The following is a 24,202-nucleotide window of genomic DNA, read 5'->3' as shown; positions in this document are numbered from 1 at the left end:
TAAAAAGCCCGCACATTGCGGGCTTTTTGCTGCGCAGATGAGCAATAAAATTGCGCCTAATCTGTGCACAATTTTCCAGATCAATCGACTGAATTAGGCGAAATGAATTGATTTGGAACACATGATGTATACAAGTTTGTATGCAGAAAAGTAGCCATTTGAGCGCAAATCTACCTAAAATACAGTGCATTTAAAAATTAATAAATAATTGATAAATATTGAAATAATTAAAATTTTTACAATGATTTTCACATCATAAAACCCTGCTTGGCATAGAAATTGAATTGGCACTCATAGCGCGAATAACAATCATGCATTGCAAAATGCACCCTAAGTTTCAAGTTTGGAGAAAATCAAGATGTTCCAACAAAAATTACTCACTAAAACATTCCTTGCAACTGCAATGATGGGGACTATTGCTTTGACAGGTTGTTCAAAACCTGCGGAGAAAGCGGAAACAGCAACGTCTGAGCCAACAGCGGCAGTGAGCAGCGGTGACACCATCAAAGTCGGAATTTTGCACTCGCTATCAGGCACCATGGCAATTTCTGAAACCTCACTCAAAGATACGGCCTTGATGACTATCAATGAAATTAATGCCAATGGTGGGGTGCTGGGTAAAAAATTAGAACCTGTAGTGGTCGATCCAGCATCTGATTGGCCTTTATTTGCTGAAAAAGCACGACAACTCATTACCCAAGATAAAGTCGCGGTGATTTTTGGTTCATGGACATCGGTATCACGTAAGTCAGTGTTACCTGTGGTAGAAGAGTTGAATGGTTTATTGTTCTATCCAGTGCAGTATGAGGGGCAGGAACAGTCGAAAAATATTTTCTATACAGGCGCCGCACCGAACCAACAGGCGATTCCTGCGGTGGAATATTTGATGAGCGAAGAGGGCGGTAAAGCAGAGCGCTTTGTTCTACTCGGTACGGACTATGTCTACCCACGCACCACCAATAAAATTTTACGTGCGTTTTTGAAGTCCAAAGGTGTGGCCGATGCGGACATCATGGAAGAGTACACTCCCTTCGGTCATAGTAACTATCAAACCATTGTCGGTAATGTGAAGAAATTTGCTGCGGGTAAGAAAACCGCGGTCATTTCAACAATCAATGGCGATTCTAACGTACCGTTCTATCGAGAGCTGGGTAACCAAGGCATTAAAGCTTCAGATATTCCTGTCATGGCCTTCTCTGTGGGCGAAGAAGAACTCCGTGGTATTGATACCAAACCATTGGTTGGACATTTGGCTGCTTGGAACTATTTCATGTCGGTGAAAAACCCGACTAACACCGAATTTGTGAATAAAATGAAGCAGTATGCGGTGCAGTATAAGCTGCCGAATGCTGACAAAATCGTGACCAATGACCCGATGGAAGCTACTTATGTGGGCATCAATATGTGGAAGCAAGCGGTTGAAAAAGCAGGCAGTACCGATGTTGATAAAGTTCGCGTTGCGATGGCTGGTCAAGAATTCAAAGCACCTTCAGGCTATAACTTAAAAATGGATGCTGAAAATCATCATCTACAAAAACCTGTGATGATTGGTGAAATCCGTGGTGATGGTCAGTTTGATGTGGTCTATAAAACACCAAATGTGATTAAGGCGGAACCTTGGAGTCCGTACATTCCTAAATAATTTTCTTAAGCGTTGAGCCTGCTGCGATCGCTGTGGGCTTTTCAGTAAGCACATCCCGATGTGGGGTGTTTTAAACAAGCTTAAGGAAGTCATATTATGAATCTTAAATTTTTTTGTGCCGCACTGCTGTGCGCAATGGCACAGCTCGTGAGTAGCAGTATTTGGGCTGAAGAGGCTCAACTTTCTGCTCAGACCCAAAGCGTATCAGCATCGAATGATACGATTCAACGTTTTGTCAAAGCTGAGTTTGCTGAGCGCCGCGCCATGCTCAACCAATGGCCGGGGACGATTGAAGAATTTGATCGATTGGTGGCACTGATCGACAGTGATGAGCTGTATCGGGACAGTGTAGGCACGACGTATATTTTAAAAAATAATGAAAAATTATTACGTTATCCCGATGAGCAAGTAATTGAAACTTGGCCGGGGGATTTGTCTCAGGTGACTTTGGTCAACACTTTACGTAAAGCCTTAAATTTTGGGCAGGCACAGGCCAAATTAGAATCTGAAGAATCTGCCCAACGTTTAGCAGCCATTGATATTTTAGAAAATAATCTGTCTGAACTGAATGTTGCGCAGATTAATCAGCTCTATCTGTATGAACAAAATAATAAAGTTAAACAGCGCTTGGCACAGCTCAAAGCGCGCCTCGACTTTGAAAGTCCAGATGTTTTAGTCCAAATTCAGGCTGCTAAAGTCCTTACCGATTCCAACCGTCCCGAGGTGCTGGCACTGGTTGAGCAAGCTTTAATTCAATCAAACTTGAACCCAGAACTCAAAGCTGTTTTGGCGGATGCCAAAAGTCAGATTAAAACCCGCATCCAAGCCAGTGAATGGGCAGGGCATGTGTTTTCAGGTTTCAGTACAGCCAGCATTTTACTGCTAGCAGCACTCGGGTTGGCCATCACTTATGGTCTGCTTGGTGTGATTAATATGGCGCATGGTGAGTTGATTATGATTGGGGCTTATACCACCTATGTGGTGCAAAGCCTGTTTAAGACTTATGTAGGCAGTTATGTCGATTGGTATTTAATTGCTGCTATTCCTGCAGCCTTTTTGGTGAGCGCCTTAATTGGCATGTTGATTGAACGGACGGTGATTCGTCCACTGTACGGTCGTCAGCTTGAAACCTTGTTGGCCACTTTTGGGGTCAGTCTGATTTTGATGCAATTGGTGCGGATGATTTTTGGCGCGCAAAACGTTGAAGTCTCGAATATTTCTTGGTTATCGGGTGGGATTGCCTTAAGCCCAAGTTTAATGCTGCCGTATAACCGGATTGCCATTATTGTGTTTACGGTTGCGGTGCTACTGCTGTTGGTTTACCTGCTTAATAAAACTCGCTTTGGTCTGTTTGTTCGTGCCGTGACACAAAACCGTCAAATGGCACGTGCTGTTGGTATTCGCTCTAGCCGTATCGATATGTTGGCCTTTGGGCTGGGTTCTGGGCTGGCTGGTCTAGCGGGCTGTGCCTTAGCGCAAGTGGGTAATGTTGGGCCTGATTTGGGTCAGAATTATATTATCGATGCTTTCTTGGTTGTTGTGGTAGGTGGTGTCGGGCAAGTTTGGGGGGCGGTACTGGCAGCACTTGGTTTAGGGATCAGCGGTACGGTCCTTGAAATTGGGATGGGGGCTGTTCTTGCAAAAATTATTCTACTGGTTCTTGTGATTTTGTTTATTCAAAAACGTCCACAAGGTTTGTTTGCCATCAAAGGCCGTTTTGTGGAGTAAACGCATGAAAATCACTTCTTTATTTTCCGATAAACCTTATAGTGCGTTCGCTATTGCGGTCTGCTTTACGGTGATGTTGATCCTGCCTTGGTTACATTTGCTACCGGCAGATTCTGCCTTTCATCTCTCTGCGTATTGGGTCACCTTGATTGGCAAAATCATGTGTTTGGCTCTGGTGGCTTTGGCGCTGGACTTGGTTTGGGGTTATGCAGGCATTTTAAGCCTAGGCCATGGCTTGTACTTTGCCCTTGGTGGTTATGCCTTCGGCATGTATCTGATGCGTCAGACAGCGGGTGACAGCCTGCCTGACTTTATGCGGTTTTTAAGTTGGACTGAACTGCCGTGGTATTGGGTGGGCAGCAATCATTTCTTATGGGCTTTGGCTTTGGTGGTGTTGGTTCCTGGTGTGGTGGCCTTCATCTTTGGTTTCTTTGCCTTTCGCTCCAAAATTAAAGGCGTGTATTTCTCGATTATTACGCAGGCCATGACATTTGCTGCGGCACTGTTATTTTTCCGCAATGAAACAGGTTTTGGCGGAAACAATGGATTTACTGGCTTTAAGACTATTTTAGGCATGGACATCACGTCTGCGCCCATGCGTGCCACCTTATGTTCTTTAACGGCTTTGGTGTTGATGCTTTGCTTTGTGGGGTTGCGTCATCTCATGAATAAACCCTACGGTCGTGTGCTGGGGGCGATTCGGGACAGTGAAAACCGCTTGCAGTACTTGGGCTATCGTACGCTGTGGTACAAGCTTTCTGCATGGGTACTGTCCGCAGTGATTGCAGGTATCGCAGGAGCTTTGTATGTGCCTCAGGCTGGCATTATTAACCCGAGTGAAATGAACCCTGTCAATTCGATTGAAATGGCGGTATGGGTGGCTGCAGGTGGGCGTGGCACCTTGATTGGCCCAATTTTGGGTGCAGGGTTAATTAATGGCGTGAAAACCTATTTCACCGTGGCTTATCCAGAAGCATGGTTATTGATCTTGGGTGCTCTATTTATTGTGGTCACCATTTTTTTACCCAAAGGTGTCATTGGTCTGTTTGACCGTTTTAAAAAGGAGCGTAGCGAATGAGTGAGCTAATACAACCTCATGGTGGCCATGCTTCAGACGGCTATGGACGTCCCAAAGAACAAGGCGCCGACTTCAGTCATGGGATTGCACTGTACTTGGAAAAAGTTAGTGTTTGGTTTGATGCTTTTCGTGCCTTAAATGATTTATCGCTATACATCCAAGAGGGGGAGCTACGCTGCATCATTGGGCCCAATGGGGCAGGTAAAACCACACTAATGGATGTGATTACGGGCAAAACCCGACCGACCGAAGGCTCCGCCTTTTTTGGGCAAAACTATGATTTGGCCAAGATGAGTACCGAGCAAATTGCGGAAGCAGGCATTGGCCGTAAATTTCAAAAACCAACGGTATTTGAAAACTTTACAGTGATGGAAAACCTACTACTAGCTGCACCAAAAGATAAGCGGGTGAAGAAAAGCTTTTTTTGCAAACTAGATCCAGATGCACAGCTGGCTTTGGACGAATCCTTAGCGCAAATTCGCCTAGAAGAATGGGTACACAAACCTGCGGGGCTGTTGTCACATGGACAAAAGCAATGGTTGGAAATCGGTATGTTGCTTATGCAACGTCCTAAGCTGATCCTACTCGATGAACCTGTGGCCGGTATGACCGATGCCGAAACGGAACGAACCGCTGAGCTATGTTTAGAGTTGAAGAAAAATCACACCTTGGTGGTGGTTGAACATGACATGAGTTTTATCGACACCATCAGTGAAAAAGTGACGGTACTGGCTCAAGGGGCGATCTTAGCCGAAGGTACATTGGCTGAGGTACAGGCCAATGAGGATGTGATTGAGAAATATTTAGGACGTTAAGGAGCCGACCATGTTAGAAGTCAAAGACGTCAATCAGTTTTACGGTGGCAGTCATATTTTAAGAGATGTTTCATTTCAAGCACCTGTGGGAGAGTGCTCCGTGGTGCTTGGGCGGAATGGCGTTGGGAAAACCACCTTACTGAAATGTTTAATGGGGATTTTACCGATTAAGTCCGGACAGATTTTACTTGATGGTCAGGACATCTCAAAAATGAGCCCCGAGCAACGCGTGTGTGCGGGTTTGGCTTATGTGCCGCAAGGCCGTGATATTTTTTCAACCTTAACCGTTGAAGAAAATATCCTGATTGGCATGGCCAAGTTTAAGGGGGCGAAAACTCGAAAAGTGCCTGAGCATTTGTATGAAATTTTCCCAATTTTAGATGAAATGAAGCACCGCCGCGGCGGGGATTTATCAGGGGGGCAGCAGCAGCAACTGGCGATTGCGCGTGCTTTAGCATCAGAGCCTCGGGTGTTAATTTTGGATGAGCCTACAGAAGGCATTCAACCTTCTATTATCAAAGACATTGGCCGAGTGATTCGTAAACTGGCGGATGGCGGCGACATGGCGGTGGTTTTGGTCGAGCAGTTTTATGATTTTGCCGAGGAGCTGGCCGATGCATATACCGTCATGGCCCGTGGACAAGTGATTGCGCAAGGTGCAGGTTATGAAATGCCTGCAAAAGGTATTCGAGAATTGGTAGCGATTTAATTCTTCACTTCTTCCCACTCCTTTTGGGAGAGGGGAAGCCTCCCTTTTAAAAGGGAGGTTTGGAGGGATTTATTGTTTTTAAATCTCAGTATTTTCATCCCATAAAAAATAAATACCATACTGACCAGTTCGGAACTCACCACCAATAGCTTTTCCCGAATCGGTAAGAAAATGTTTTCCATTTTCTGTAAGGTTTAAATAGCCTTTATTGACTAATTTTTCTAATAAGTCTGGGGTTTTAATTCCAACTTTTGCTGCGAGTTTTGCAGTTGTTAATTTGGTAAAAATTATTTCTTCTTCGCTTTCTTTCATCTCTGAAACTGGAGAAGCTTCAGCTTTTACTTCATCTAGAGTAATACGTACTTCATCACTAATACGGATAATCCGTTGAGCTTCCTCATAAGCATCTTTGAAGACTTCATTATCTTCATACTTACGGACTAAGATTCCCATTTCATTGTTATTGACTTGGCTGAACTCATAAAGGTTTAGACTTGAAATAATACATTCACTTTCATTGATATAGCATTTTGCATGTAAGTTTTTGCAAAAGCTAACGCGAACATAATCCAATTTTTGCATCCATTTAATTTCGTCTGGGTGTAAATCACTTTTTCCATAAACAATACGGATATCAATTTTTAGGCGATCTTTATCTTCTAAAAGTTCTTTGATTCGGTCATTTAAACGTAGATAAGGACTAATTAAAATGAGGCGTTCTTTGGCATTTTTGATGAGTTCTTCAAGAAAAAAATTAGTACCACTCGTATTTAAAAATTTTGCCATTTATCCCTCTGATTATTTTGAATAATTAAATGAGATATTAACGCATAAATACTTGGTTAGGGATGATCTAGACGTGTAATTTGAATTTTTTCATCAAGCTGAAAAATATCACAATGATGTTCTGTCCTCATCCAATCAAAACCGAAAACTCCCTTGAGGGATTCGATTGTTTGAGTCTCAATATATACATCTGCTAAGAGTGGTAAGTTGTAGTCTGTGTTGGTTGGCCTTTTGTTTTGAAGGAAAGGTTGGTCGTCTTTCACTTTGTAAGAAAAATTACTCATACAAATTGTTTGAGCAGTGTGCTTTTAGACGCGTTAAGCTAATGCAAAGCAACAACAATAAGAGCAGCCATATGGACACATTATTATTAAGTATTCCGCCCAATGCTTTGGAAACGTTGATTTTAGAATCTATTTCTGTCGACGATGTGCTGAATTCGGAGCACATCGAGTCACATCTGCTTTTAGGTAAAAACTGGAAAATCTTACAGACCTTATTACAAGGCAGTTTTAAGTCTGGCACTTCATTACTGGCTTTGAGTGTACAAGCCGAGCATCACTTGGCAGAGCGCCAAAAACAACTTACAGAGGTACGTTATAACACCGCGGTGCGTGTGGTTGAAGTCCAGGAAGCTTTAGAAAAACTGGATATCGAAGACTTTAAAAAGCATATGCAAACCAATTGTTTGAAACGCTTAGAACAGGAACATGGCATCCAGACCGAATCGATTGAATTGCAATTTGCCGAGTTGAGTTTAGTCTTTGCTCAGCTCAGAAACTTTTATGAACATGCGGCCAAGCATACATATGCCGTGATCAGCGTCACCAGTGACAATTTAGTCCCGACCTCACTGATTTAACAGCAGTTGCATCAACACCAGATCACGCCATTGCCCAAACTTTTGTCCGACTTGGGGCATATAGCCAGTTTGTACAAAGCCAAACTTTTCATGTAAAGCAATTGAAGCTAGATTGGCATGGTCAATCCCTGCAACCATGACATGCATGTGCTGCATTTTTGCTTGTTCAATCAAATACGCTAAAAGCTGTTGACCTAAGCCCTGACGGGCATAGTTGGGTGAAATATAAATCGAGTGCTCAACGGTATAACGATAGCCTGAAAAATTACGGAAGGTGGCATAGTCTGCAAAGCCTGCAATGGCCTGCGTTTCTTGGTCTTCCACCACGCAAAATGGAAATTGGTTTTGTTGAAAGTGTAGTAGTTGTTTTTGGAAATGCGCTAAATCATAGGCATGTTCATTCCAAGTGGCCATGCCATGTAAGACTTCTGCATTATAAATATTTTGGATCGCGGGCAGATCGTGTTCAGTCGCTGGACGAATGAGAAAAGACATGAAGGCAAGGTTGTATGCGTTGGGGGCTTTATCATGCTGCTTTTGCATAAAAAAAAGCAAGACAGAAGTCTTGCTTTTGGATATTCACAAAAGTGAATTAGAAGTGGTATTTGATTAATGCACTTACGTCATTTTGGTCTAAACCTTTGATGGCGTATTTGTTGTTCCAAACTGAGTGCTCAACACCCACATAAAGACGTGTATCTGGAGAAATGTGTTTACCCACATTCCATTTCCATTGAGTTGTCCAGTTTAACTCACTTGCATGATTTGCATTTTCACCTGTTGACCAGTCAAGGAAGCCGTCAATAAGAAAATCTTCTGAACCAAGTTTAACTGGGATACCGTAGGCAGCAGTCATTTGGTAGTCATCAGTCATCCCTTTTTCATTGTCTGCTTTGTAGAAGTTAAGCTGAGCATATTGGAAATAAGGAATAGCAAGATCAAAACCAATACCATAGAGGTAGTTATTGAAGTCTGCACCTGGGTAGTTAGAGCTGTTCGCTTCCCATGTTCCTGCAATTAAAATATCTTTGATCGGACCAGCTTCTAATTTAGTCCCTGTCACTGCGCTTAAGCTTAAACGAGGAGAAAGCTCGAAATATGTGCTGTTTTCAAAGTCATTGTGAGCACGGTCAGCAAAGCCGAAAAAATCACCATATTTTAACTTAGCAGTATATTCTACAGTTGCAGTCGTTTGCTGGTTGTTGTCATCCATATTTACAGGATGAGCATAGTTTTCACCATATAAACCAGTGATGCTAAAGTCTTGCCAAATCGGCGCAGCTTGAGAAATTGCCGCAGCAGAAGATAATGCTACGAAAGCAGCAATTTGAGTCAGTTTCATGAATATTTCCCCAAAAAATCGGATACAGGATACCGATTATTAAGCAAAAATAAAGCCAAATTTGACGAACGTCATGGAAAATAGATATCAAAATGAGCCATTTTTTATACTTTTTTTACCAAATGGTTTAATGTTGCCTTTCAGGCATGACACTTAATTTGATATGGACCTTCTTGGAAAAAATGTTAGGTGATTGAATAATAAATTTAGCAATATCGACATGATACAGCTCGGGAAAATCCTAGAATGGAACAGGGTTTGCACTTATTTGGGGATGTTTGCAAAGAATGAATGATCGATGTTTGCAGTCATTCCTGCCGTAATTGAAGTTGTCATAATTATTAGATTTTTTTGTTCATTCTAGCCAATGAGGTCACGTGAATAGTAAGAAGATGGAATCAAATCCATCTGTTTTTAGCCATGCAAGTAAGGGCTTGTCACAATAAGTATCCTTTTCATATTTTTTTAAAAATATCACTTGCATAATTTTCAGTTAGGCCCGATATTCAAAGGAGAAGGACACAGATCTGCAGACTCAAAAGTGTTCATCATTCAATCGATGGAGGTTACATTCCAAAGCAATTGAAGATGGTCGAATACTGTTAAAACAGTAAGTTACAAGTGTGCCAAGAGATAAAAATCTTCGTACAAAAAAAAGAGTCGAATAAAGAAAGAGAGAGGATGTTATTTTATGAACATAGAAATCCGTACAGATAAAAACATTCAAAATAGTGACCGTTTAATTAGTTATATACGCGAAGAGCTGAATCAAGAATTTCAACGTCACAGTGAGCGCATTACTCATTTTTCAGTGCATCTAAGTGATGCCAATAGCCATAAAGGCGGAGATGACGACATTCAATGTATGATTGAAGCGCGTCCAGCAGGTTTAAAACCCGTGGTTGTAAATCATAAAGGTCATAATGTCGATACCGCGATTCATGGCGCGATCGATCGCCTTAAACGTAGTTTAGAACATACCTTTGAAAAAAATGATAAACCACGTGCTGGCCAACCTGTATATGCAGATCAGGATGATGGCCTAGTTGATGATGAGGAAGATTAAACCTCACCGAATTTAAAAAAAGCCCCTCAATTAGGGGCTTTTTTAATGCTGGGCACTCACTTTTATCCAACATTACGGATAACAAATGTCCCGTTTATTCGGCATAATAGAATAAACTGAATTGAAGAGCGTCATCTCCATGTTAACCGCGCAACAACAAGCTTTCGTGCAAGCACTTGAAGAATTAGATCTTCAACAAGTTCAACGTCTATTGACCGATGGGTTAAGTCTCAATTTTATCGATCCTGAAAAAGGACCTGTGATTTCTGTCTGGTCAGATGGCTTATTCAAATGGTGGGAAGCGATTTGCGAAGCGTATGAAGCAGGCGCACCGCTGTCAGAACAAGAAAAACAACAGACTCTAGCGGTACATTTAGACATTTTAGAACAACTGATTCATGGCAAAGCAAACTTGCATTTGTGGGATACAGAAGAAATTTATGGCCCACTTTGGGATGCTGCAAGTGCTGCATGTGCGCCCGCGGTCAAACGTTTATTGGATGAAAAAGTTGATCCAAACACCAAAGATGAAGATGGCTTAACTATTTTATCTTCAATTAGCGATTTATTCTTTGATTGTGAATTTGACGAAATTAATTGGGCCGAAGCATTGGCTGAAGAAAAGCAAACTTTAGAGTTGCTTCGTCAGCATGGTGCAAAAATGACAAAAGAATTAGCTTAAACAGCGAGATCATCATGATGCAATTAAAACATTTAGGTTTATGTGTAGCCGCTGGGTTCAGTATGAATGCGATGGCTGCAGATTTTTCCTTTGACCGCCCAGGTTCGGGCATAGGGACAGGGATTACGCCTGTGGGACAGTTGGCTTGGGAGCAGGGCTTGGCCAATGCGCACTATGCTGAATCGACCACGGCTGATGGTGAAAAAGTCAAAACCACCAGCTTAAATGCAGATATGTTATTGCGCACAGGTTTAGCTGAAAACATCGAATTGCAATTGGGTTGGGCTGGGCCCTCTTGGCAACAAATGAAAGTGGCAGGCAATAAGTCTGAAACAGATGGTTTGGGGGATGTCAGTGTGGGTGTGAAAGCGGCGATTCCTTTGGATGATGAACGCTTGAGTATGGCGGTACTGGCTGAAGCGATTATTGCCACAGGTAATGATGGTTTCACCAATGAAGATGATATTTATAGTCTGTCATCTGTGGTTGCATACGATTATAGCGACCTCGTGTCGACATCCATCACTATGCGTTATGAAGTGCAAAATAGTGATTGGGCCATTTCTGCAATTCCGACTTTAGAATATCAATTTACCGATAAACTCAGCGGTTTTTCTGAATTGGTTTATCGTAAAGCAGAAAGTCAAGACAATGAATATGCGCTCGGTACAGGTGTCATGTATGCGGTGAATAATCGGATGCAGTTGGACGCAAGTGTTGGTGTCGACTTAAATGGTGCAGATAAAAGTTATTATTCAGGCCTTGGCGTTTCATACTTATTTTAATTAGAAAAAAGAACATATTATGAAAAAGCATCTTCATCTGAAACAGGGGATGAGCGGCAAAACGTGGTATCTGGCGCTGTCAGTATTGATCATCAATCTGTGTATCTGGGCCAGTATCCTAAACGTTCATGCAGAAACTCCACTTCTTTCAGCTGAAGATGCTTTTCCATTTACAGTGGAATCCACGACTGAGCATACCGCTCAACTGCACTGGAATATCCCTGAACAGTATTATCTGTATCAGCACAAATTTGAAGTACAGCAGGCGGGTCAGCCCCTTAAGCTTGAGCTGCCGCCTGCGCATGATTTGTATGATGAAAACTATGGACACACCCAAGTTTATTATCAACAAGTGCAATTTGACTTAGACACACAGGCTTCACAAACTTATAAGGTGACTTGGCAAGGCTGTGCCAAAGATCGCATTTGCTACCCACCGCAAAGTATTGAGTTTAAAACCGATGTCAACGGTTTGGTCAGTCTACAAGACCAAGCAGGTGGCTCAAAACGACTGTTAGATTTAGCCGCGCAGTCGAATCCGCAATTTGAGCCGATCAATCCAACGGTCACTGCTGAACCCGTCGTAACAGCTTCCGATGCGATGGCTGCGCAAGATCAAATTTGGTCTGAAGAGTTAGCCAAAAGCTCATTGGCTTATGGTTTATTGCTGTTCTTTGGCCTCGGGATATTACTTGCGTTTACGCCGTGTTCTTTGCCGATGTTGCCGATTTTAACCTCATTAATTATTCGCGATAGCAAAGGCCTCAAAGCATGGATGATTGCCTTGGTCTTTGTGTGCAGTATGGCCATGGTCTATGCCATTTTGGGCTTGGTGGCCTCATCTGCAGGTTTGAACTTCCAGCGTTGGTTACAACAGCCATCCACCCTGATTGCTTTTAGCATTCTTTTTGTTTTATTCGCGCTCAATCTATTTGGTTTGTTTGAACTTAAACTGCCGCAAGCCGTGGTGAATAAACTTGATCATATCCAGTCTATGCAAAAGGGTGGAAGCCTGATCAGTGCTGCGATTATGGGCATGATCTCTGCGCTGTTGGTTGGACCGTGTATGACTGCGCCTTTGGCAGGCGCTTTACTGTTTATTTCACAGACACAAAGCCAGTGGCAAGGGGCCATTTTGTTGTTCACCTTAGGGTTTGGTATGGGTACACCGCTGTTAGTGGCAAGCGTACTGGGTGCTAAGGTATTGCCTCGTGCTGGGCTGTGGATGAATCAGGTTCGGGTATTCTTTGCTTTCATCATGTTGGCTTTAGCGCTGTATTTTGTACGTCCTTTGCTTTCTGAAACATGGATGCAAGCACTGAGTCTGCTGCTAGGCTTGAGCTTTATTATTTATGTGTTGTATCGTTTGATGTGGCATAAAACTCAGTTGCGTATGCTGTACATCGTGGCTCTAGTCATTGGCGGGACGTACATTGCCTATAGCCAATATCAGCAGAGTCAGCGTTTCTTTGAAGCGCCAGTGGCTGCATCTGCGCGTTGGCATGTGGCAGCGACGGCAGCGGAGTTTAAGCAGCTCTTGGCACAAGCACCAAAAGGTCAAAAGATCATTATCGATGTCTATGCTGATTGGTGTGTCGCCTGTCAGCCGATTGAACACCGTATATTAAAGTCTGCAACGGTACAGCAAGCGCTTGTGCCGTATTATTTGATTAAATTGGATTTGAGCCATTACGATGCAACCCATCAAGTGCTTTTAAACCAGTGGGATATTTTGGGACCACCGACCTATTTATTCTTAGATGCCTCACAACAAGAAATTCGTGGTTTACGTTTAACCGGTGCATTTACTGAGGCTGAACTTTTAGCTCAATTACAACGTTTTTAAACCTGAGGGAGAAGGGTGATGCAACGTTTATATATTGCCAATAAAAATTACTCCAGTTGGTCGATGCGAGCGTGGTTGGTCTTGACTGCATTTGATCTGGATTTTGAAGAGGTACTGGTTCGCTTTGATGCGACAAACCCCAGTTTTAAAGAGCAACTGTCCCACATTCATGCTAATGCTAAAGTGCCCGTATTGGATGTGGGTGAATTTAAAATTTGGGATTCTTTAGCCATCTGTGAATATTTGGCCGAGCAAAATCCAGATTTAGCCCTGTGGCCCAAGCTTGACTATTTGAGAGCAGAAGCACGGAGTATCAGTGGTGAGATGCACAGTAGTTTTATGGCACTACGCCAATTATGCCCCATGAATATTCAGGCGCAGTACAGCATAGCTGAGGGGCTAGCTTTGTGTGCGCAGCATGCTGAATTAAGAGCAGATGTCGAACGAATTGAACAAATTTGGGCACAGCGTTCGGATGAGCATACCTTTTTATTTGGTGATTTTTCTATAGCCGATGCCTTCTATGCCCCTGTAGTGATGCGTTTCAAGAGTTATGCACTACCTGTATCTGAGCGCAGCCAGCAGTATATGCAACACATTATGCAGCATCCTGCGGTCATACAATGGGTCGACGCGGCACGGGCAGAAGCCGTTTAGTTAGGTGAAATGTGCTGTGTGTCACCACATGCAGCGCTATATTTGAGTTCACCGGGATTGATTTCTAAATAGCATTTGATTTGATTACGTCCACTGGCTTTAGCGGCATAGAGTGCTTTGTCTGCTTGACTCAAAACTTGCTGAGGTCTGAGTCCATGGTGAGATTGTGCAATACCAAAACTAGCTGTGACATGGATAGATTGGCCTTCATCATTGTTAATGACTAAAGCCTCGATGGCTGAACGACAACGTTCCGCAATTTGATGGGCTTTAGAGAGTGAAGCATGTTTTAAAATAAGGATAAACTCCTCTCCGCCAAAGCGCCCCACTAGGTCATGGTCTTGTATCTGGTTATTTAATTGTTGGCTCACAGCGATGAGCACGTTATCTCCGATATGATGTCCAAATTGGTCATTGATGCTTTTAAAATGATCGAGATCTAAGAGGATAACCGCATAGGGATTCTGCGGATCTTGCTGATGCAAATACTCCAAACTTTGGCTAATACGACGACGGTTAAATGTATTGGTTAGTGGGTCGATCTGACTTAAATGTTGAATGAGTCGTTCACGATGTCGCCATTGGCTAAGTAAAATTTCAAATAAAATTAGACAAGTGATTAGAATGGGAATAACGAAATACAGCATCGATAGGAGCCAAAACCCATTGAGAAAGAGTTGGCCATCAATCTGAAAAATTGGAGCATAAGGAATCACATCAATAAAACTGAGGCAGCCTGAGACGGTTAAGAAGCCTGTCGCAGGAATTAGCATCGCATACACGATCTTTCGCTCAAACAATACCAAACCGACAGCGATCAGACAAATATAGACCACCATAGTGACAGGGCTAAACACCCCAATCATATAACCGTTATAGCAAAGTGAGATGATTAAAATTCCAATCGCAATATAAGGGAGGAATCGTTGTACCCAAGCTTGTTTTTGTAGGGCATAGCAAGGGTAAATCAAACCCAATAACGTGATGAAAAAAATGGAATTAATAACCAATTTATGGCGCAAAAGCTGAACATTAACGACATGCCAATATTCTGAGTTGAACAGTACAAAAGTCTCCCAAACTAACCAGATCATATTGACACAACAGCCGAGAACAAGGATTAAAATACACTTTTTCAAGGTATCCCAGTTCATAATCACTTCCTCTTCAAGTAGATAATGAGAAAGTTTGCTGTTGCTTAGCTGTTTAGATATTGAGAACCATGAACTCATTCAATCGTTTCATCCTTGATATATCCGCTTTATTTTTTAAATAATGTGATTGATTTCTTATACATTGCTTTCAACATATCACAATCTTATAAAAAGACGGTATCAAAGGTGACGAACTGAGTATGTAGCTCAGAAGGGAAAGACCATTCTATTTTTAGAACATAGTGTTTTGAATAGGCCTATTATTCTAAGGATAATCTTATTTTAAAATGCAACTATTCAATAAAGATTATGTTGGAACATCCCATGAAAGTTTTACATATTGATTCAAGTATTATGGCGGATGCTTCTGTGTCTCGTCAGTTGAGCCAAGCGATTGTTTCGCAACTCAGCGAAAAGCATGCGCAAGTTGAGGTTGAATATTTGGATTTGGCAACGCAACCGATTCCACATTTAGACGCAGAAATTTTAATGGGTCAAAATGCAGAACAATCGGCTCTGGGCGAACGTATTATTCAACAGTACTTAGATGCGGACGTTGTGGTGATTGGTGCAGCGATGTATAACTTCGGGATTACTTCGACTTTAAAAGCATGGATTGACCGCATTAGTGTTGCAGGTCGTACTTTCAAATATACTGAAAATGGCCCGGTCGGTTTGGCTGGTGACAAGAAAGCCTATATTGCCAGTAGTCGCGGTGGTGTCTATGGTGAAAATAGTCCTGTTGACTTCCAAGAAGGCTTCTTAAAAACCGTCTTTAATTTTACCGGTGTGACCGATGTTGAAATCATTCGTGCTGAAGGCGTGAATATGGGGCCAGAGCTGAAAGATAAAGCCATTGCAGCAGCTTTAGCACAGGTGCAAGCGATTTAAACAATAACTGTAGTTCCATGATTCCTCATTTGGTCAGCGTTAAGCTGACCTTTTTTTATGCAGGATGTGTCTAGTCTTGGTCGAGCGCTTGAGCAAACGTTGCGATATCATCCAATGCCATTTTAGCTTCTGGAAACCATGCATTAAACATTTGAAAGTTATGCCACATGCCTGTGTATAGTTTAAATGTTACGTCTACGCCGGCCTTGGTTGCTTTATCTCTAAACCGCTGGGCATCGTCCAAGAGAATTTCTTTCGAACCGACTTGTACAAGGGTCGGTGGGAGGTCTGCTAAATCATCAAATAAAGGTGAAACAAGTGGGTCGGCGGGGTCGATTTGTTCTGGAACATAATAGTCGATGCCTGTTTCAAGGGCTTCGATGGATAACAGTGCATCGAGCTTGCTGTTATAGCGAATAGATTCACTGGTTAAGCTTAAATCCAAAAATGGCGAAAGCAGAATCAGCCCACTGACTTGAGGGCGTTGCTCATCACGAATGCGCAGCGCCAAGGCTAGCGCTAAATTTGCACCACATGAATCTCCCGATAAAATAATATCTTTGGCTTGTATCCCTTGCTCCAATAACAGCAGATAAACATCAAACAGCGCATCAATGGCTTCAGGATAGGGGTGTTCGGGTGACAACGGATAGTCAAGGTGAATGACTTGCATTTGTGTACTGGCTGCAAGGTCTGAGACAAACGCACGGTGGGTATTCATTGAACCTAAAAAGAAAGCTCCACCATGAATATGCAAAATGAGCTGAGTGGCTTCAGTTTCAGGTTTTAACTCTTCCGCACGCAGGCCTGCAAGACGTAGAGGACGAATCTGGATCGACTTATTGAGCGGAAATGCACGACACATTTGTTCAAGAAGAAAACGCTGACTACTGGGTGGGAGACTAAAGCGACTTGGGGTTCGAATCGTGGTTTTTAAAAACTGCTCTGTAATGATTTGTTTCCATGGATCGGCAATCTTCATAGTTATTCCATTTTGTTATTTGTTTTACCTTGAGTTTGTGTATTTACCAACATAATTTACAAGGTTACACTAATTGGTCACATTGAAAAATTGAAAAATTGTTGTGACTTTTTAATAATGATAGTCGTCTATACTAGACTAGGGAAATGACAAAAATGAAAAAAATTGCACTTGCGTTAAGCGTACTAGGATTAACCGCTCTAGCTCATGCAGCAGATCCGCTGAATGGCACTGTTTGGAAAACGATTGATGACAAAACTAAACAAGCGAAAGCCTTGGTTAAATTCACTGAGCAAAAAAATGGAACTTTAACTGCGAGTATTCAAGGTATTTTGACGCCAGGTGAAGAAAATGCATGTACCAAGTGTGAAGGCCCGTATAAAAATAAATCTTTGAAAGGTTTAACGATTGTACATGGTCTGAAAAATGTGGGTGGTACAAGCTATGACGGTGGATCAATTTTAGATCCGCAAACTGGTAAAACCTATAAATTAAAAGGCAACATTGCTGCTGGTGGTAAAAAACTAGAGCTTCGTGGTTATATTGGCGTGGCTGCATTAGGCCGTAACCAAACTTGGATTCGCGCGAACTAATCCCATCCAACAAAAAAAGCCGAGCAATTGCTCGGCTTTTTTGTTTTGTTATGCTTTTAGGGCACGAATTGCATCTTCATTGAAACCCACAATAAAACCTTTCGGGGTTGCAATTACGGGACGCTTAATGAGACTGTTATGTGTGGTGAGGGCATCAATTAGTCCTTGCTCTGAAGCTAAAGCAGTGTCTTGTTCTGTTTCAGTCAACTTACGCCAAGTGGTACCTTTTTTATTCAGGACCACATCTGCCCCAATCTGATCGAGCCATGTTTTGACAGTCGCAGCATCAATGCCTTGTTTTTTATAATCATGAAACTCATACGCTAAACCTAACTCATTCAGTAGGTCGAATGCTTTTTTCATTGAATTACAATTTTTAATGCCATACACGTTTAACATGGAAAACCCTTCTGAATTTTAAGCTGGGTTTAGAGTAACGGAAAAAACAGAGGAGCTCTAGTGTGTCGATCTAAGCTTAAAGCGTCATCGTCTTGTCATAAAAGCGATTTAGAATCAAATCAAAGAAAAATAGAATCTAAAAAGAAGAAGCATTAAAAAAGGCAGAGACTAAAAAAGAGAAAACCCGCATTTAATCATCCTGATCATGCGGGTCTCATTACAACGTCCATTGTCACATCCTTGAAAACCAACTATTTCCATAGTTCGTTTTAATTTCATCCTACGGCGTCCTGTCCTTGTGCTGTCATCCTGACATCGTCCCTTTGCCGTGGAAACATAATGCACTGATTGATTGATCAGAAAAAGACTCAAAAAACGGCAGATAATGTAGGTTAAAAACTCATATTCAGTAAACAGTTGTTCACTTAATATGAGCTAAATACTTAAATTTTTCTAGATTTTGTAGTCAATAATGACAGGTGCATGGTCGCTAAACCATGTTTCTTTATAGACCCAAGCATTGACTGTACGGGCTTTCCAGTCAGGTGAGCACGCTTGATAGTCAATGCGCCAGCCTACGTTCTTCGCACGAGCTTGTCCTCGGTTTGACCACCAAGAATAAAGCTCAGCTTCTGGACGCACTTCACGGAAAGTATCGACATAGCCGAGTTCATCATAAATATGATCGAGCCAAGCGCGTTCGTGTGGTAAGCAGCCTGAGGCTTTTTGGTTGCCTGACCAGTTTTTAATGTCGATGCGTTTATGCACGATGTTGTAGTCACCACAGACAATCACGGATTTATTTTCATCACGCCATTGTTTCAAAATTTGTTTGTATTCTTCTAAGAAGTGGTCTTTACGTACTTGTGCCTCTTCACCAGAAGAACCCGATGGTAAATAGAGTGAACAAATATGCACGTTTTGGTCTAAGCCTAAGTCAAACTCAGCCGAAATAAAGCGGCCTTGAGAATCGGCCAATTCAAAACCAAGTCCATCCGTGACTGAAACAAACGGTAAACGGCTATAAATAGCAGTGCCAGCATACCCTGGACGTTCAGCAGGGAACAGGTGAGTATGCCAACCTTCAGGTTTAAATTTATCGGTCCATTGTTCGTGGGTGATGCGAGATTCTTGCATGCAAATCACATCAGCATCTGATGTGGCAATCCAATCAAAAATCCCTTTTTTTTCTGCAGAACGTAGACCATTTACGTTAATTGAAACTACACGTAAAATTTTTTGATCACTTGGATAGCTACTCTTTGGTATCATGCGCAAGTCTTACCTCAATTTGAAAATACGGAGCACCGCATGACAACGCAAGCGACATTTAACCCTCAAGCTTTTATCGAACTCGCATTATCACGTGGCGTGCTTAAATTTGGTGAGTTTACTTTAAAATCGGGTCGTGTGAGTCCTTATTTTTTTAATGCAGGTCTACTCAATGACGGTGAAGCCTTGTCATTACTGGCGTCTGGCTATGCAGCCAAACTGACAGAATGCAACAATGTTGAGGTCATCTTTGGTCCTGCGTACAAAGGGATTCCTTTTGTTGCTGCAACAGCTGTGGCTTTGTCACAAAATCATGGGGTGAGTGTACCTTGGGGGTTTAACCGTAAAGAAGCCAAAGATCATGGTGAAGGCGGGGTTTTGGTTGGTGCATCCGTTACAGGCAAAAAAGTCTGGATTATTGATGATGTGATTACTGCGGGGACAGCGATCCGTGAAGTAGTCACCATTTTGAAAAATGCAGGTGCGCAGATTGCAGGTGTGTTGGTGGCATTAGACCGCCAAGAAAAAGGTCAAGGTGAACTGTCTGCGATTCAAGAAGTCCAAAAAGAATTGGAAATTCCTGTGCATGCATTGGTGACCATGAAAGATTTGATGAATTATTTAGAGGCTAAAGGTGAGACAGAGGCTTTAGCAAAAATGGAAGCCTATCGCGTGAAATATGGCGTTTAAGCGTTGAAACAAAAAAGGGAAGCTTCGGCTTCCTTTTTTATTCGCTCTCTCTTTCGGTTGGCGTTTGGCTATGCGCACCTTCCCAACCAATCATCGCGGTTTTACGTGTCGTCCCCCACATATAGCCGCCACGTTGTCCTGAAGACTGAATGACCCGATGGCATGGGATTAAAAAGGCAACGGGATTACTGCCAATTGCTGTTCCGACTGCTCGTGAGGCACGCTCTTGCCCAATCTCTTGGGCAATATGCGCATAACTGCTGAGCTGCCCCATGGGAATTTTAAGCAGACTTTGCCACACCTTGAGCTGAAAGTCGGTGCCTTTCAGATGCAGTTTAATCTCTGATAGGCTGTTTTGATCGTGCTGAAAAATTGCGAGCGCTTTGCGTTGTAATTCATCCTGATCTTCAATAAATGTCGCACGTGGGAACTGTTTTTTCAGATAGACCAATGCATCCCGATCTACTTCGGTAAAGGCCATATGACAAATCCCTTTAGGGGTCGAGGCAATAATGACGGAGCCAAAAATGGTTTCGGCAAAACTATAGTGAATGTGGAGTGCTTCACCGCCCTGTTTATATTCTGCGGGCGTCATACCTTCGATTTGGACAAATAAATCATGCAATCGGCTGGTACTGGAAAGGCCAGTGTCAAAAGTTGCTGCAAAAATATTATTTTCTGTGTGATTTTTCAAAACCGACTTTGCATATTCCACACTAATATATTGTAGAAATTTCTTCGGGCTAATGCCTGCCCATTCGCTAAAGATACGCTGAAAATGTGTAGGACTTAAATGAACGTGTTCTGCAATCTCAGCCAAACTGGGTTGCTGTTTGAAGTTTTGTTCAATGTATTCAATTGCCTTTGCCACACGTGCGTAATTGCTATGTTCTGTCATGATTACTCGCGGAAATCATTTAACTTAAGAAAACACTAACAAATCCAGCGAGGCCTGAAAATCCGTTTCTTGCGCTTTATAACAAAAGGCTCAAAGCATTTATTGATTGGCATAGTCGGCCCTTGGTAAGCAGAAAAAAGCGGAACAGTGACCTGTTCCGCTTGAGATGGTGTTTTAACTAAAGGGGGTTTAGAACTGGTAGTTCAAACGTATGAGGAAGCTACGTGGTGTGCCTGGCATGGAGTCCGAACGCCAGTATTCTTTATTGGTCAAGTTGCTGACAGCTAAAGTCACGTTCCATGGATCAGCACTATAACCAATGGCTGCATCGACACGATTGAAACCATCCATCTTGGTCAAGTTATTGATGTTTGGATAGTAAGAGCCGACATAAGTTACGCCAACTTCACCGTAGAGTTTTTCTGTAGGTAAGTAGCGCACAAACAGGTTGCCTGTGTTTTTAGAGGCATTTGCTAATGCATTCCCTACATTCTCTGGTTTTTCCTTATCCTTTTTCACTTCAGTATCGGTATAACCATAACCACCACGGACAAATACGTTGTCCAGTACACGACCGATGAAGCTGAACTCTAAACCTTTGGCTTGATGTTCACCACCTACGGACCAAAGGAAAGGTTGTTCTTTTGAATCAGGTTGATAACGAATATTCTTTTTACGAATGTCATAAACAGAAAGTTGTGTGTTTAAGCGTTGGTCTAACCAATCACTCTTAACCCCAATTTCATATTGTTCATTGTATTGAGGTTCAGCATCATAGTATTTAGGATCAGTATTAACATCAACAGAAATATTGCCACGACCTCCATAAGGGGCGAAGCTTTTATTGTATGAAGTATAAAAACTGTGTTGTTCTGATGGTTGCCATACAAAGCCAATATTAGGGCTGAAGGTCGTATCATCATATTGTTTTGAAAGGTTCTGGATATGATTGGTCGATTTGAAATTGTACTGATCATAGCGCATACCTAACATCATTTTAAGTTTAGGTGTCAGGCTAATTAAATCTTGAGCAAAGAACCCCATTGACTCACCTACGTGATGATTATCAGAGGTTACAGGGAGACGTTCTGAGCTTGGTAACGTATTATATTGGTCTGCTGGATTGTAAGGGTTAATAAAACCATAGTAGCGAGGAACACCTGTACCACTTGAGTAATTTCCTAGTTTTGGTGAACGGTCTTCACGGCTGACATCTGCACCGACGAGGAGTTGATGTTCTATAGCTCCAGTTTTGAATGAGCCAGAAATATCAAAAGTATTGGTAATGGTCTTATTCATGGTTTCTTGCCATGCATAGCTTTGACGTATGTAACCATTCCAAGTACATGCTTTTGGTGTTGCTTCTAAAGTGAGATTGTTATTGCAATAGGTACCACCAAAGAAGTTGTCAAAGTTCTGATAAGCTTGGCGATAACTGAGCGCCCAGTGGAAATTCCAATTTGGCGCATATTGATATTTCACATCAGTACGAATAACTTGTAATTCATCTTCAATAAAATCGCCTTCTTGAGCAAAGCCAGTCTTGATTGAAACACCCGCGGGTAAGTTACTATAAGAAGGCCCGCGGTCAGGGGTTCGATTTAATTTGTCATAAGTATATTGTGTGGTCCACGTGAGGGTTTCATCATCATTTTTATAAGTGAAACTTGGCGAGATCATTTCAATTTTACTATCAATGCCTGAACGGAAACTATCCGCTTCACCGTATTCACCTGTTAAACGGACAGCCCAATTGTCATTCAACACTTGGTTAATATCTGCTGTTGCACCGTAGTTATCATATGAGCCTACGTAAGTACCGACGGAACTTTTCGAGTCAAAGTTGGCGTATTTACTCACCATATTGATCACACCACCGCCAGCACTACGACCGTAAAGTACCGAGGCAGGGCCTTTTAAAATTTCGATCCGTTCAATGTTGGATGTGCTGCGACGTACTTGGCCACTTTCACGAATACCATCACGGTAAATATCACCCGAGTCGGCAGAGAAACCACGGAGGGTGATGCCATCACCACGCGTATCGTAGCTGGTGGATACTCCCGGTGTGCCTTGTAGCATCACACTGAGGTCGTTAGAGCCATAGATTTTATATTTCTGTACATCGATGGTATCGATGGTTTGAGGAATATCTTTTTTCTTTAACCCATTTCGTGTGACATTGGCCTGATCATAATCGACATAGCTTTTGATTGGATCAAGTTCACTCATTGCCTCAATTTTCAAGGTAGGCAGAACTGCTGTTGTGTTCGATTTGTTTGTCGTCGCTTGAGAGGAGGGGTTCTCATTATTTTGTAGTGTCGCTTCATCCGCATAGGCTGCATGCGCATTTAAAATCATAAAGCTGAGAAGGCTATATTTGAATAGGTTAGAACCACAAAGCGGCTGTGGTGAAAATTTCATCATGATTTAAGGCTCGGAGAGAGTGAATTGCCAATAAAAATGAGAAGTATAATCATTTACCAAAAATGAACAAGACTTACGGTAATATTCATTTTTTTTACATAGTTTTACTGGGTTGAAAAGTACAGCTGTACAGGCTTTTTAATTTTTCTAAAAAATTGATAAATAAGCATTAAAATTTGAAGAAAATGTAAAAGAATTATTTTTGTGCATTTTCCATGCATTTTTTACAGCTTAAAAGAATGCCTATTTTTTCTTGGCGTCCTTGCTCAGTTTGTACCCAAGGGCGGTTTTGCCACGGTGGAGTATGGCGGACATGTTGTGTGTGGCCACAGGCAAGCTCCGCCACCCAATGATGTTCTGCATCGAGATGAAAACCGACAATCGCTTGTTGCACTTAAGTATCTCGACTGACGTGTTGAGGCTGTTCTAAGCCGTTTAAAAAACGCTGACACAGTTGATGGATGGCTACCAAATCATCGGGATCTAGACCTAAATAACACGCCAGCTCAAATGGAATGGCCATAATTTTATCTTTGGCTAAGAGTGCTTTTTCCAGCAGAACGACTTTTTTCATACGTTCATCTTCTTTGACAGCAACACGCTTTAAAAACTGTTTTTCTTCTAGTTTTTTAATAATCGGGGTTAAGGTGCCTGAGTCAAAAAAAGTTTTTTGTCCAATCTCGGTCAGCGTCACATTGTCCTGCTCGTATAAAGCCAACAAAACAATAAATTGCGGATAGGTCAGATCGTAAACCTGTAAGCGTGGACGGTATTGACGAACCATGGCATTCGTTGCGGAATACATGGCAAAACACACGCGGTTTTCTAAAAGTGGGGTGTCCGCCATATTGCATGTCCTTGGGTGTTAATGTCTGTAAAGCAGTATAAATGAAATAGG

Annotated in this window: 25 protein-coding genes and 1 pseudogene; 14 read left to right on the top strand and 12 right to left on the bottom strand. The window is 42.2% G+C overall.

Annotated elements, in window-relative coordinates; translation table 11 throughout:
* The first annotated feature begins 358 nt into the window (after window positions 1-358).
* The 5 genes from urtA to urtE all read left to right on the top strand — a co-directional run bounded on the left by urtA (window position 359) and on the right by urtE (window position 5,972).
* The gene (gene urtA, locus PTT44_RS15260; RefSeq protein ID WP_168158747.1) at window positions 359-1,642 is read left to right on the top strand and encodes an urea ABC transporter substrate-binding protein; all 1,284 of its coding nucleotides are present in this window, start codon (window positions 359-361) and stop codon (window positions 1,640-1,642) included.
* Window positions 1,643-1,738: 96 nt separating this feature from the next.
* Entirely contained in the window at window positions 1,739-3,370 is a 1,632-nt protein-coding gene (urtB, locus tag PTT44_RS15255; protein ID WP_168158746.1) for an urea ABC transporter permease subunit UrtB, read from the top strand.
* A 4-nt stretch (window positions 3,371-3,374) separates the two neighbouring features.
* Window positions 3,375-4,448: an urea ABC transporter permease subunit UrtC gene (gene urtC, locus PTT44_RS15250; protein ID WP_168158745.1), complete on the top strand. Its 1,074-nt coding sequence runs from the start codon at window positions 3,375-3,377 to the stop codon at window positions 4,446-4,448.
* Complete coding sequence (gene urtD, locus PTT44_RS15245; RefSeq protein ID WP_168158744.1) at window positions 4,445-5,263, top strand: urea ABC transporter ATP-binding protein UrtD; 819 nt, start codon at window positions 4,445-4,447, stop codon at window positions 5,261-5,263. Before urtC ends, urtD begins: the two co-directional genes overlap by 4 nt.
* 10 nt (window positions 5,264-5,273) lie before the next feature.
* Window positions 5,274-5,972, top strand: a complete 699-nt coding sequence (gene urtE, locus PTT44_RS15240) for an urea ABC transporter ATP-binding subunit UrtE (protein ID WP_168158743.1) — start codon at window positions 5,274-5,276, stop codon at window positions 5,970-5,972.
* Window positions 5,973-6,050: 78 nt separating this feature from the next.
* On the opposite strand, the gene PTT44_RS15235 is transcribed toward urtE, so the two are convergent.
* Window positions 6,051-6,758 (bottom strand): phospholipase D family protein, encoded by a 708-nt coding sequence (locus tag PTT44_RS15235; protein ID WP_058870529.1) that lies wholly within the window; start codon window positions 6,756-6,758, stop codon window positions 6,051-6,053.
* 355 nt (window positions 6,759-7,113) lie between these two features.
* Between PTT44_RS15235 and PTT44_RS15230 the strand changes: the two genes are divergently transcribed.
* The gene (locus PTT44_RS15230) at window positions 7,114-7,620 is read left to right on the top strand and encodes a DUF1877 family protein (RefSeq protein WP_148825309.1); all 507 of its coding nucleotides are present in this window, start codon (window positions 7,114-7,116) and stop codon (window positions 7,618-7,620) included.
* On the opposite strand, the gene PTT44_RS15225 is transcribed toward PTT44_RS15230, so the two are convergent.
* The 3 genes and pseudogenes from PTT44_RS15225 to PTT44_RS15215 form a co-directional block, all read right to left on the bottom strand.
* Window positions 7,609-8,163, bottom strand: coding sequence for a GNAT family N-acetyltransferase (locus PTT44_RS15225; RefSeq protein WP_168158742.1), 555 nt, complete (start codon window positions 8,161-8,163; stop codon window positions 7,609-7,611). The genes PTT44_RS15230 and PTT44_RS15225 overlap by 12 nt on opposite strands.
* Before the next feature lie 49 nt (window positions 8,164-8,212).
* Window positions 8,213-8,962, bottom strand: coding sequence for an outer membrane protein OmpK (locus PTT44_RS15220; RefSeq protein WP_168158741.1), 750 nt, complete (start codon window positions 8,960-8,962; stop codon window positions 8,213-8,215).
* Window positions 8,963-9,115: 153 nt separating this feature from the next.
* Window positions 9,116-9,322 (bottom strand): annotated as a pseudogene (locus tag PTT44_RS15215) (purine permease); the annotation flags it as partial.
* A gap of 331 nt (window positions 9,323-9,653) precedes the next feature.
* Between PTT44_RS15215 and PTT44_RS15210 the strand changes: the two are divergent.
* The 5 genes from PTT44_RS15210 (at window position 9,654) to PTT44_RS15190 (ending at window position 13,998) form a co-directional block, all read left to right on the top strand.
* Window positions 9,654-10,028 (top strand): HPF/RaiA family ribosome-associated protein, encoded by a 375-nt coding sequence (locus PTT44_RS15210; RefSeq protein WP_004691760.1) that lies wholly within the window; start codon window positions 9,654-9,656, stop codon window positions 10,026-10,028.
* 139 nt (window positions 10,029-10,167) lie between these two features.
* Window positions 10,168-10,710, top strand: coding sequence for a hypothetical protein (locus tag PTT44_RS15205; RefSeq protein WP_004978318.1), 543 nt, complete (start codon window positions 10,168-10,170; stop codon window positions 10,708-10,710).
* 14 nt (window positions 10,711-10,724) lie between these two features.
* The gene (locus tag PTT44_RS15200; protein WP_168158740.1) at window positions 10,725-11,495 is read left to right on the top strand and encodes a transporter; all 771 of its coding nucleotides are present in this window, start codon (window positions 10,725-10,727) and stop codon (window positions 11,493-11,495) included.
* A gap of 19 nt (window positions 11,496-11,514) precedes the next feature.
* Window positions 11,515-13,341 carry a protein-disulfide reductase DsbD gene (dsbD, locus tag PTT44_RS15195; RefSeq protein WP_168158739.1) on the top strand — a complete coding sequence of 609 codons (1,827 nt, stop codon included), beginning with the start codon at window positions 11,515-11,517 and terminating at the stop codon, window positions 13,339-13,341.
* Window positions 13,342-13,359: 18 nt separating this feature from the next.
* Window positions 13,360-13,998, top strand: coding sequence for a glutathione S-transferase family protein (locus PTT44_RS15190; protein WP_168158738.1), 639 nt, complete (start codon window positions 13,360-13,362; stop codon window positions 13,996-13,998).
* Here the strand turns inward: PTT44_RS15190 and PTT44_RS15185 are convergent.
* Window positions 13,995-15,230, bottom strand: coding sequence for a GGDEF domain-containing protein (locus tag PTT44_RS15185; RefSeq protein WP_171527520.1), 1,236 nt, complete (start codon window positions 15,228-15,230; stop codon window positions 13,995-13,997). The two genes, PTT44_RS15190 and PTT44_RS15185, sit on opposite strands and share 4 nt — an antisense overlap.
* Before the next feature lie 246 nt (window positions 15,231-15,476).
* Here PTT44_RS15185 and PTT44_RS15180 point away from each other — a divergent pair, with 246 nt between their 5' ends.
* Window positions 15,477-16,043, top strand: coding sequence for an FMN-dependent NADH-azoreductase (locus PTT44_RS15180; protein WP_039890677.1), 567 nt, complete (start codon window positions 15,477-15,479; stop codon window positions 16,041-16,043).
* A 70-nt stretch (window positions 16,044-16,113) separates the two neighbouring features.
* On the opposite strand, the gene PTT44_RS15175 is transcribed toward PTT44_RS15180, so the two are convergent.
* The gene (locus PTT44_RS15175; RefSeq protein ID WP_062031922.1) at window positions 16,114-17,025 is read right to left on the bottom strand and encodes an alpha/beta hydrolase; all 912 of its coding nucleotides are present in this window, start codon (window positions 17,023-17,025) and stop codon (window positions 16,114-16,116) included.
* Window positions 17,026-17,180: 155 nt separating this feature from the next.
* Between PTT44_RS15175 and PTT44_RS15170 the strand changes: the two genes are divergently transcribed.
* Window positions 17,181-17,618, top strand: a complete 438-nt coding sequence (locus PTT44_RS15170; protein WP_005401494.1) for a DUF2147 domain-containing protein — start codon at window positions 17,181-17,183, stop codon at window positions 17,616-17,618.
* 48 nt (window positions 17,619-17,666) lie between these two features.
* On the opposite strand, the gene PTT44_RS15165 is transcribed toward PTT44_RS15170, so the two are convergent.
* Complete coding sequence (locus tag PTT44_RS15165; RefSeq protein ID WP_078388305.1) at window positions 17,667-18,017, bottom strand: Spx/MgsR family RNA polymerase-binding regulatory protein; 351 nt, start codon at window positions 18,015-18,017, stop codon at window positions 17,667-17,669.
* 453 nt (window positions 18,018-18,470) lie between these two features.
* Window positions 18,471-19,289 (bottom strand): exodeoxyribonuclease III, encoded by an 819-nt coding sequence (locus PTT44_RS15160; protein ID WP_062031929.1) that lies wholly within the window; start codon window positions 19,287-19,289, stop codon window positions 18,471-18,473.
* A gap of 39 nt (window positions 19,290-19,328) precedes the next feature.
* Here PTT44_RS15160 and pyrE point away from each other — a divergent pair, with 39 nt between their 5' ends.
* The gene (gene pyrE, locus PTT44_RS15155) at window positions 19,329-19,979 is read left to right on the top strand and encodes an orotate phosphoribosyltransferase (RefSeq protein ID WP_159128640.1); all 651 of its coding nucleotides are present in this window, start codon (window positions 19,329-19,331) and stop codon (window positions 19,977-19,979) included.
* 37 nt (window positions 19,980-20,016) lie between these two features.
* Here pyrE and PTT44_RS15150 read toward each other — a convergent pair whose 3' ends face one another.
* The 4 genes from PTT44_RS15150 to PTT44_RS15135 form a co-directional block, all read right to left on the bottom strand.
* Window positions 20,017-20,877, bottom strand: a complete 861-nt coding sequence (locus PTT44_RS15150; protein ID WP_168158737.1) for a methylated-DNA--[protein]-cysteine S-methyltransferase — start codon at window positions 20,875-20,877, stop codon at window positions 20,017-20,019.
* 189 nt (window positions 20,878-21,066) lie between these two features.
* Window positions 21,067-23,301 (bottom strand): TonB-dependent receptor, encoded by a 2,235-nt coding sequence (locus tag PTT44_RS15145; protein ID WP_435781932.1) that lies wholly within the window; start codon window positions 23,299-23,301, stop codon window positions 21,067-21,069.
* Window positions 23,302-23,500: 199 nt separating this feature from the next.
* Window positions 23,501-23,698 (bottom strand): DUF3565 domain-containing protein, encoded by a 198-nt coding sequence (locus tag PTT44_RS15140; RefSeq protein ID WP_168158735.1) that lies wholly within the window; start codon window positions 23,696-23,698, stop codon window positions 23,501-23,503.
* The gene (locus PTT44_RS15135) at window positions 23,699-24,151 is read right to left on the bottom strand and encodes a MarR family winged helix-turn-helix transcriptional regulator (RefSeq protein WP_168158734.1); all 453 of its coding nucleotides are present in this window, start codon (window positions 24,149-24,151) and stop codon (window positions 23,699-23,701) included.
* Window positions 24,152-24,202 lie beyond the last annotated feature (51 nt).

The organism is Acinetobacter sp. Gutcm_16, from assembly GCF_028649355.1.
GTDB lineage: Bacteria > Pseudomonadota > Gammaproteobacteria > Pseudomonadales > Moraxellaceae > Acinetobacter > Acinetobacter johnsonii.
Note: the sequence above shows the minus strand (reverse complement) of the source record. Positions and strands in the feature narration are given on the sequence as shown.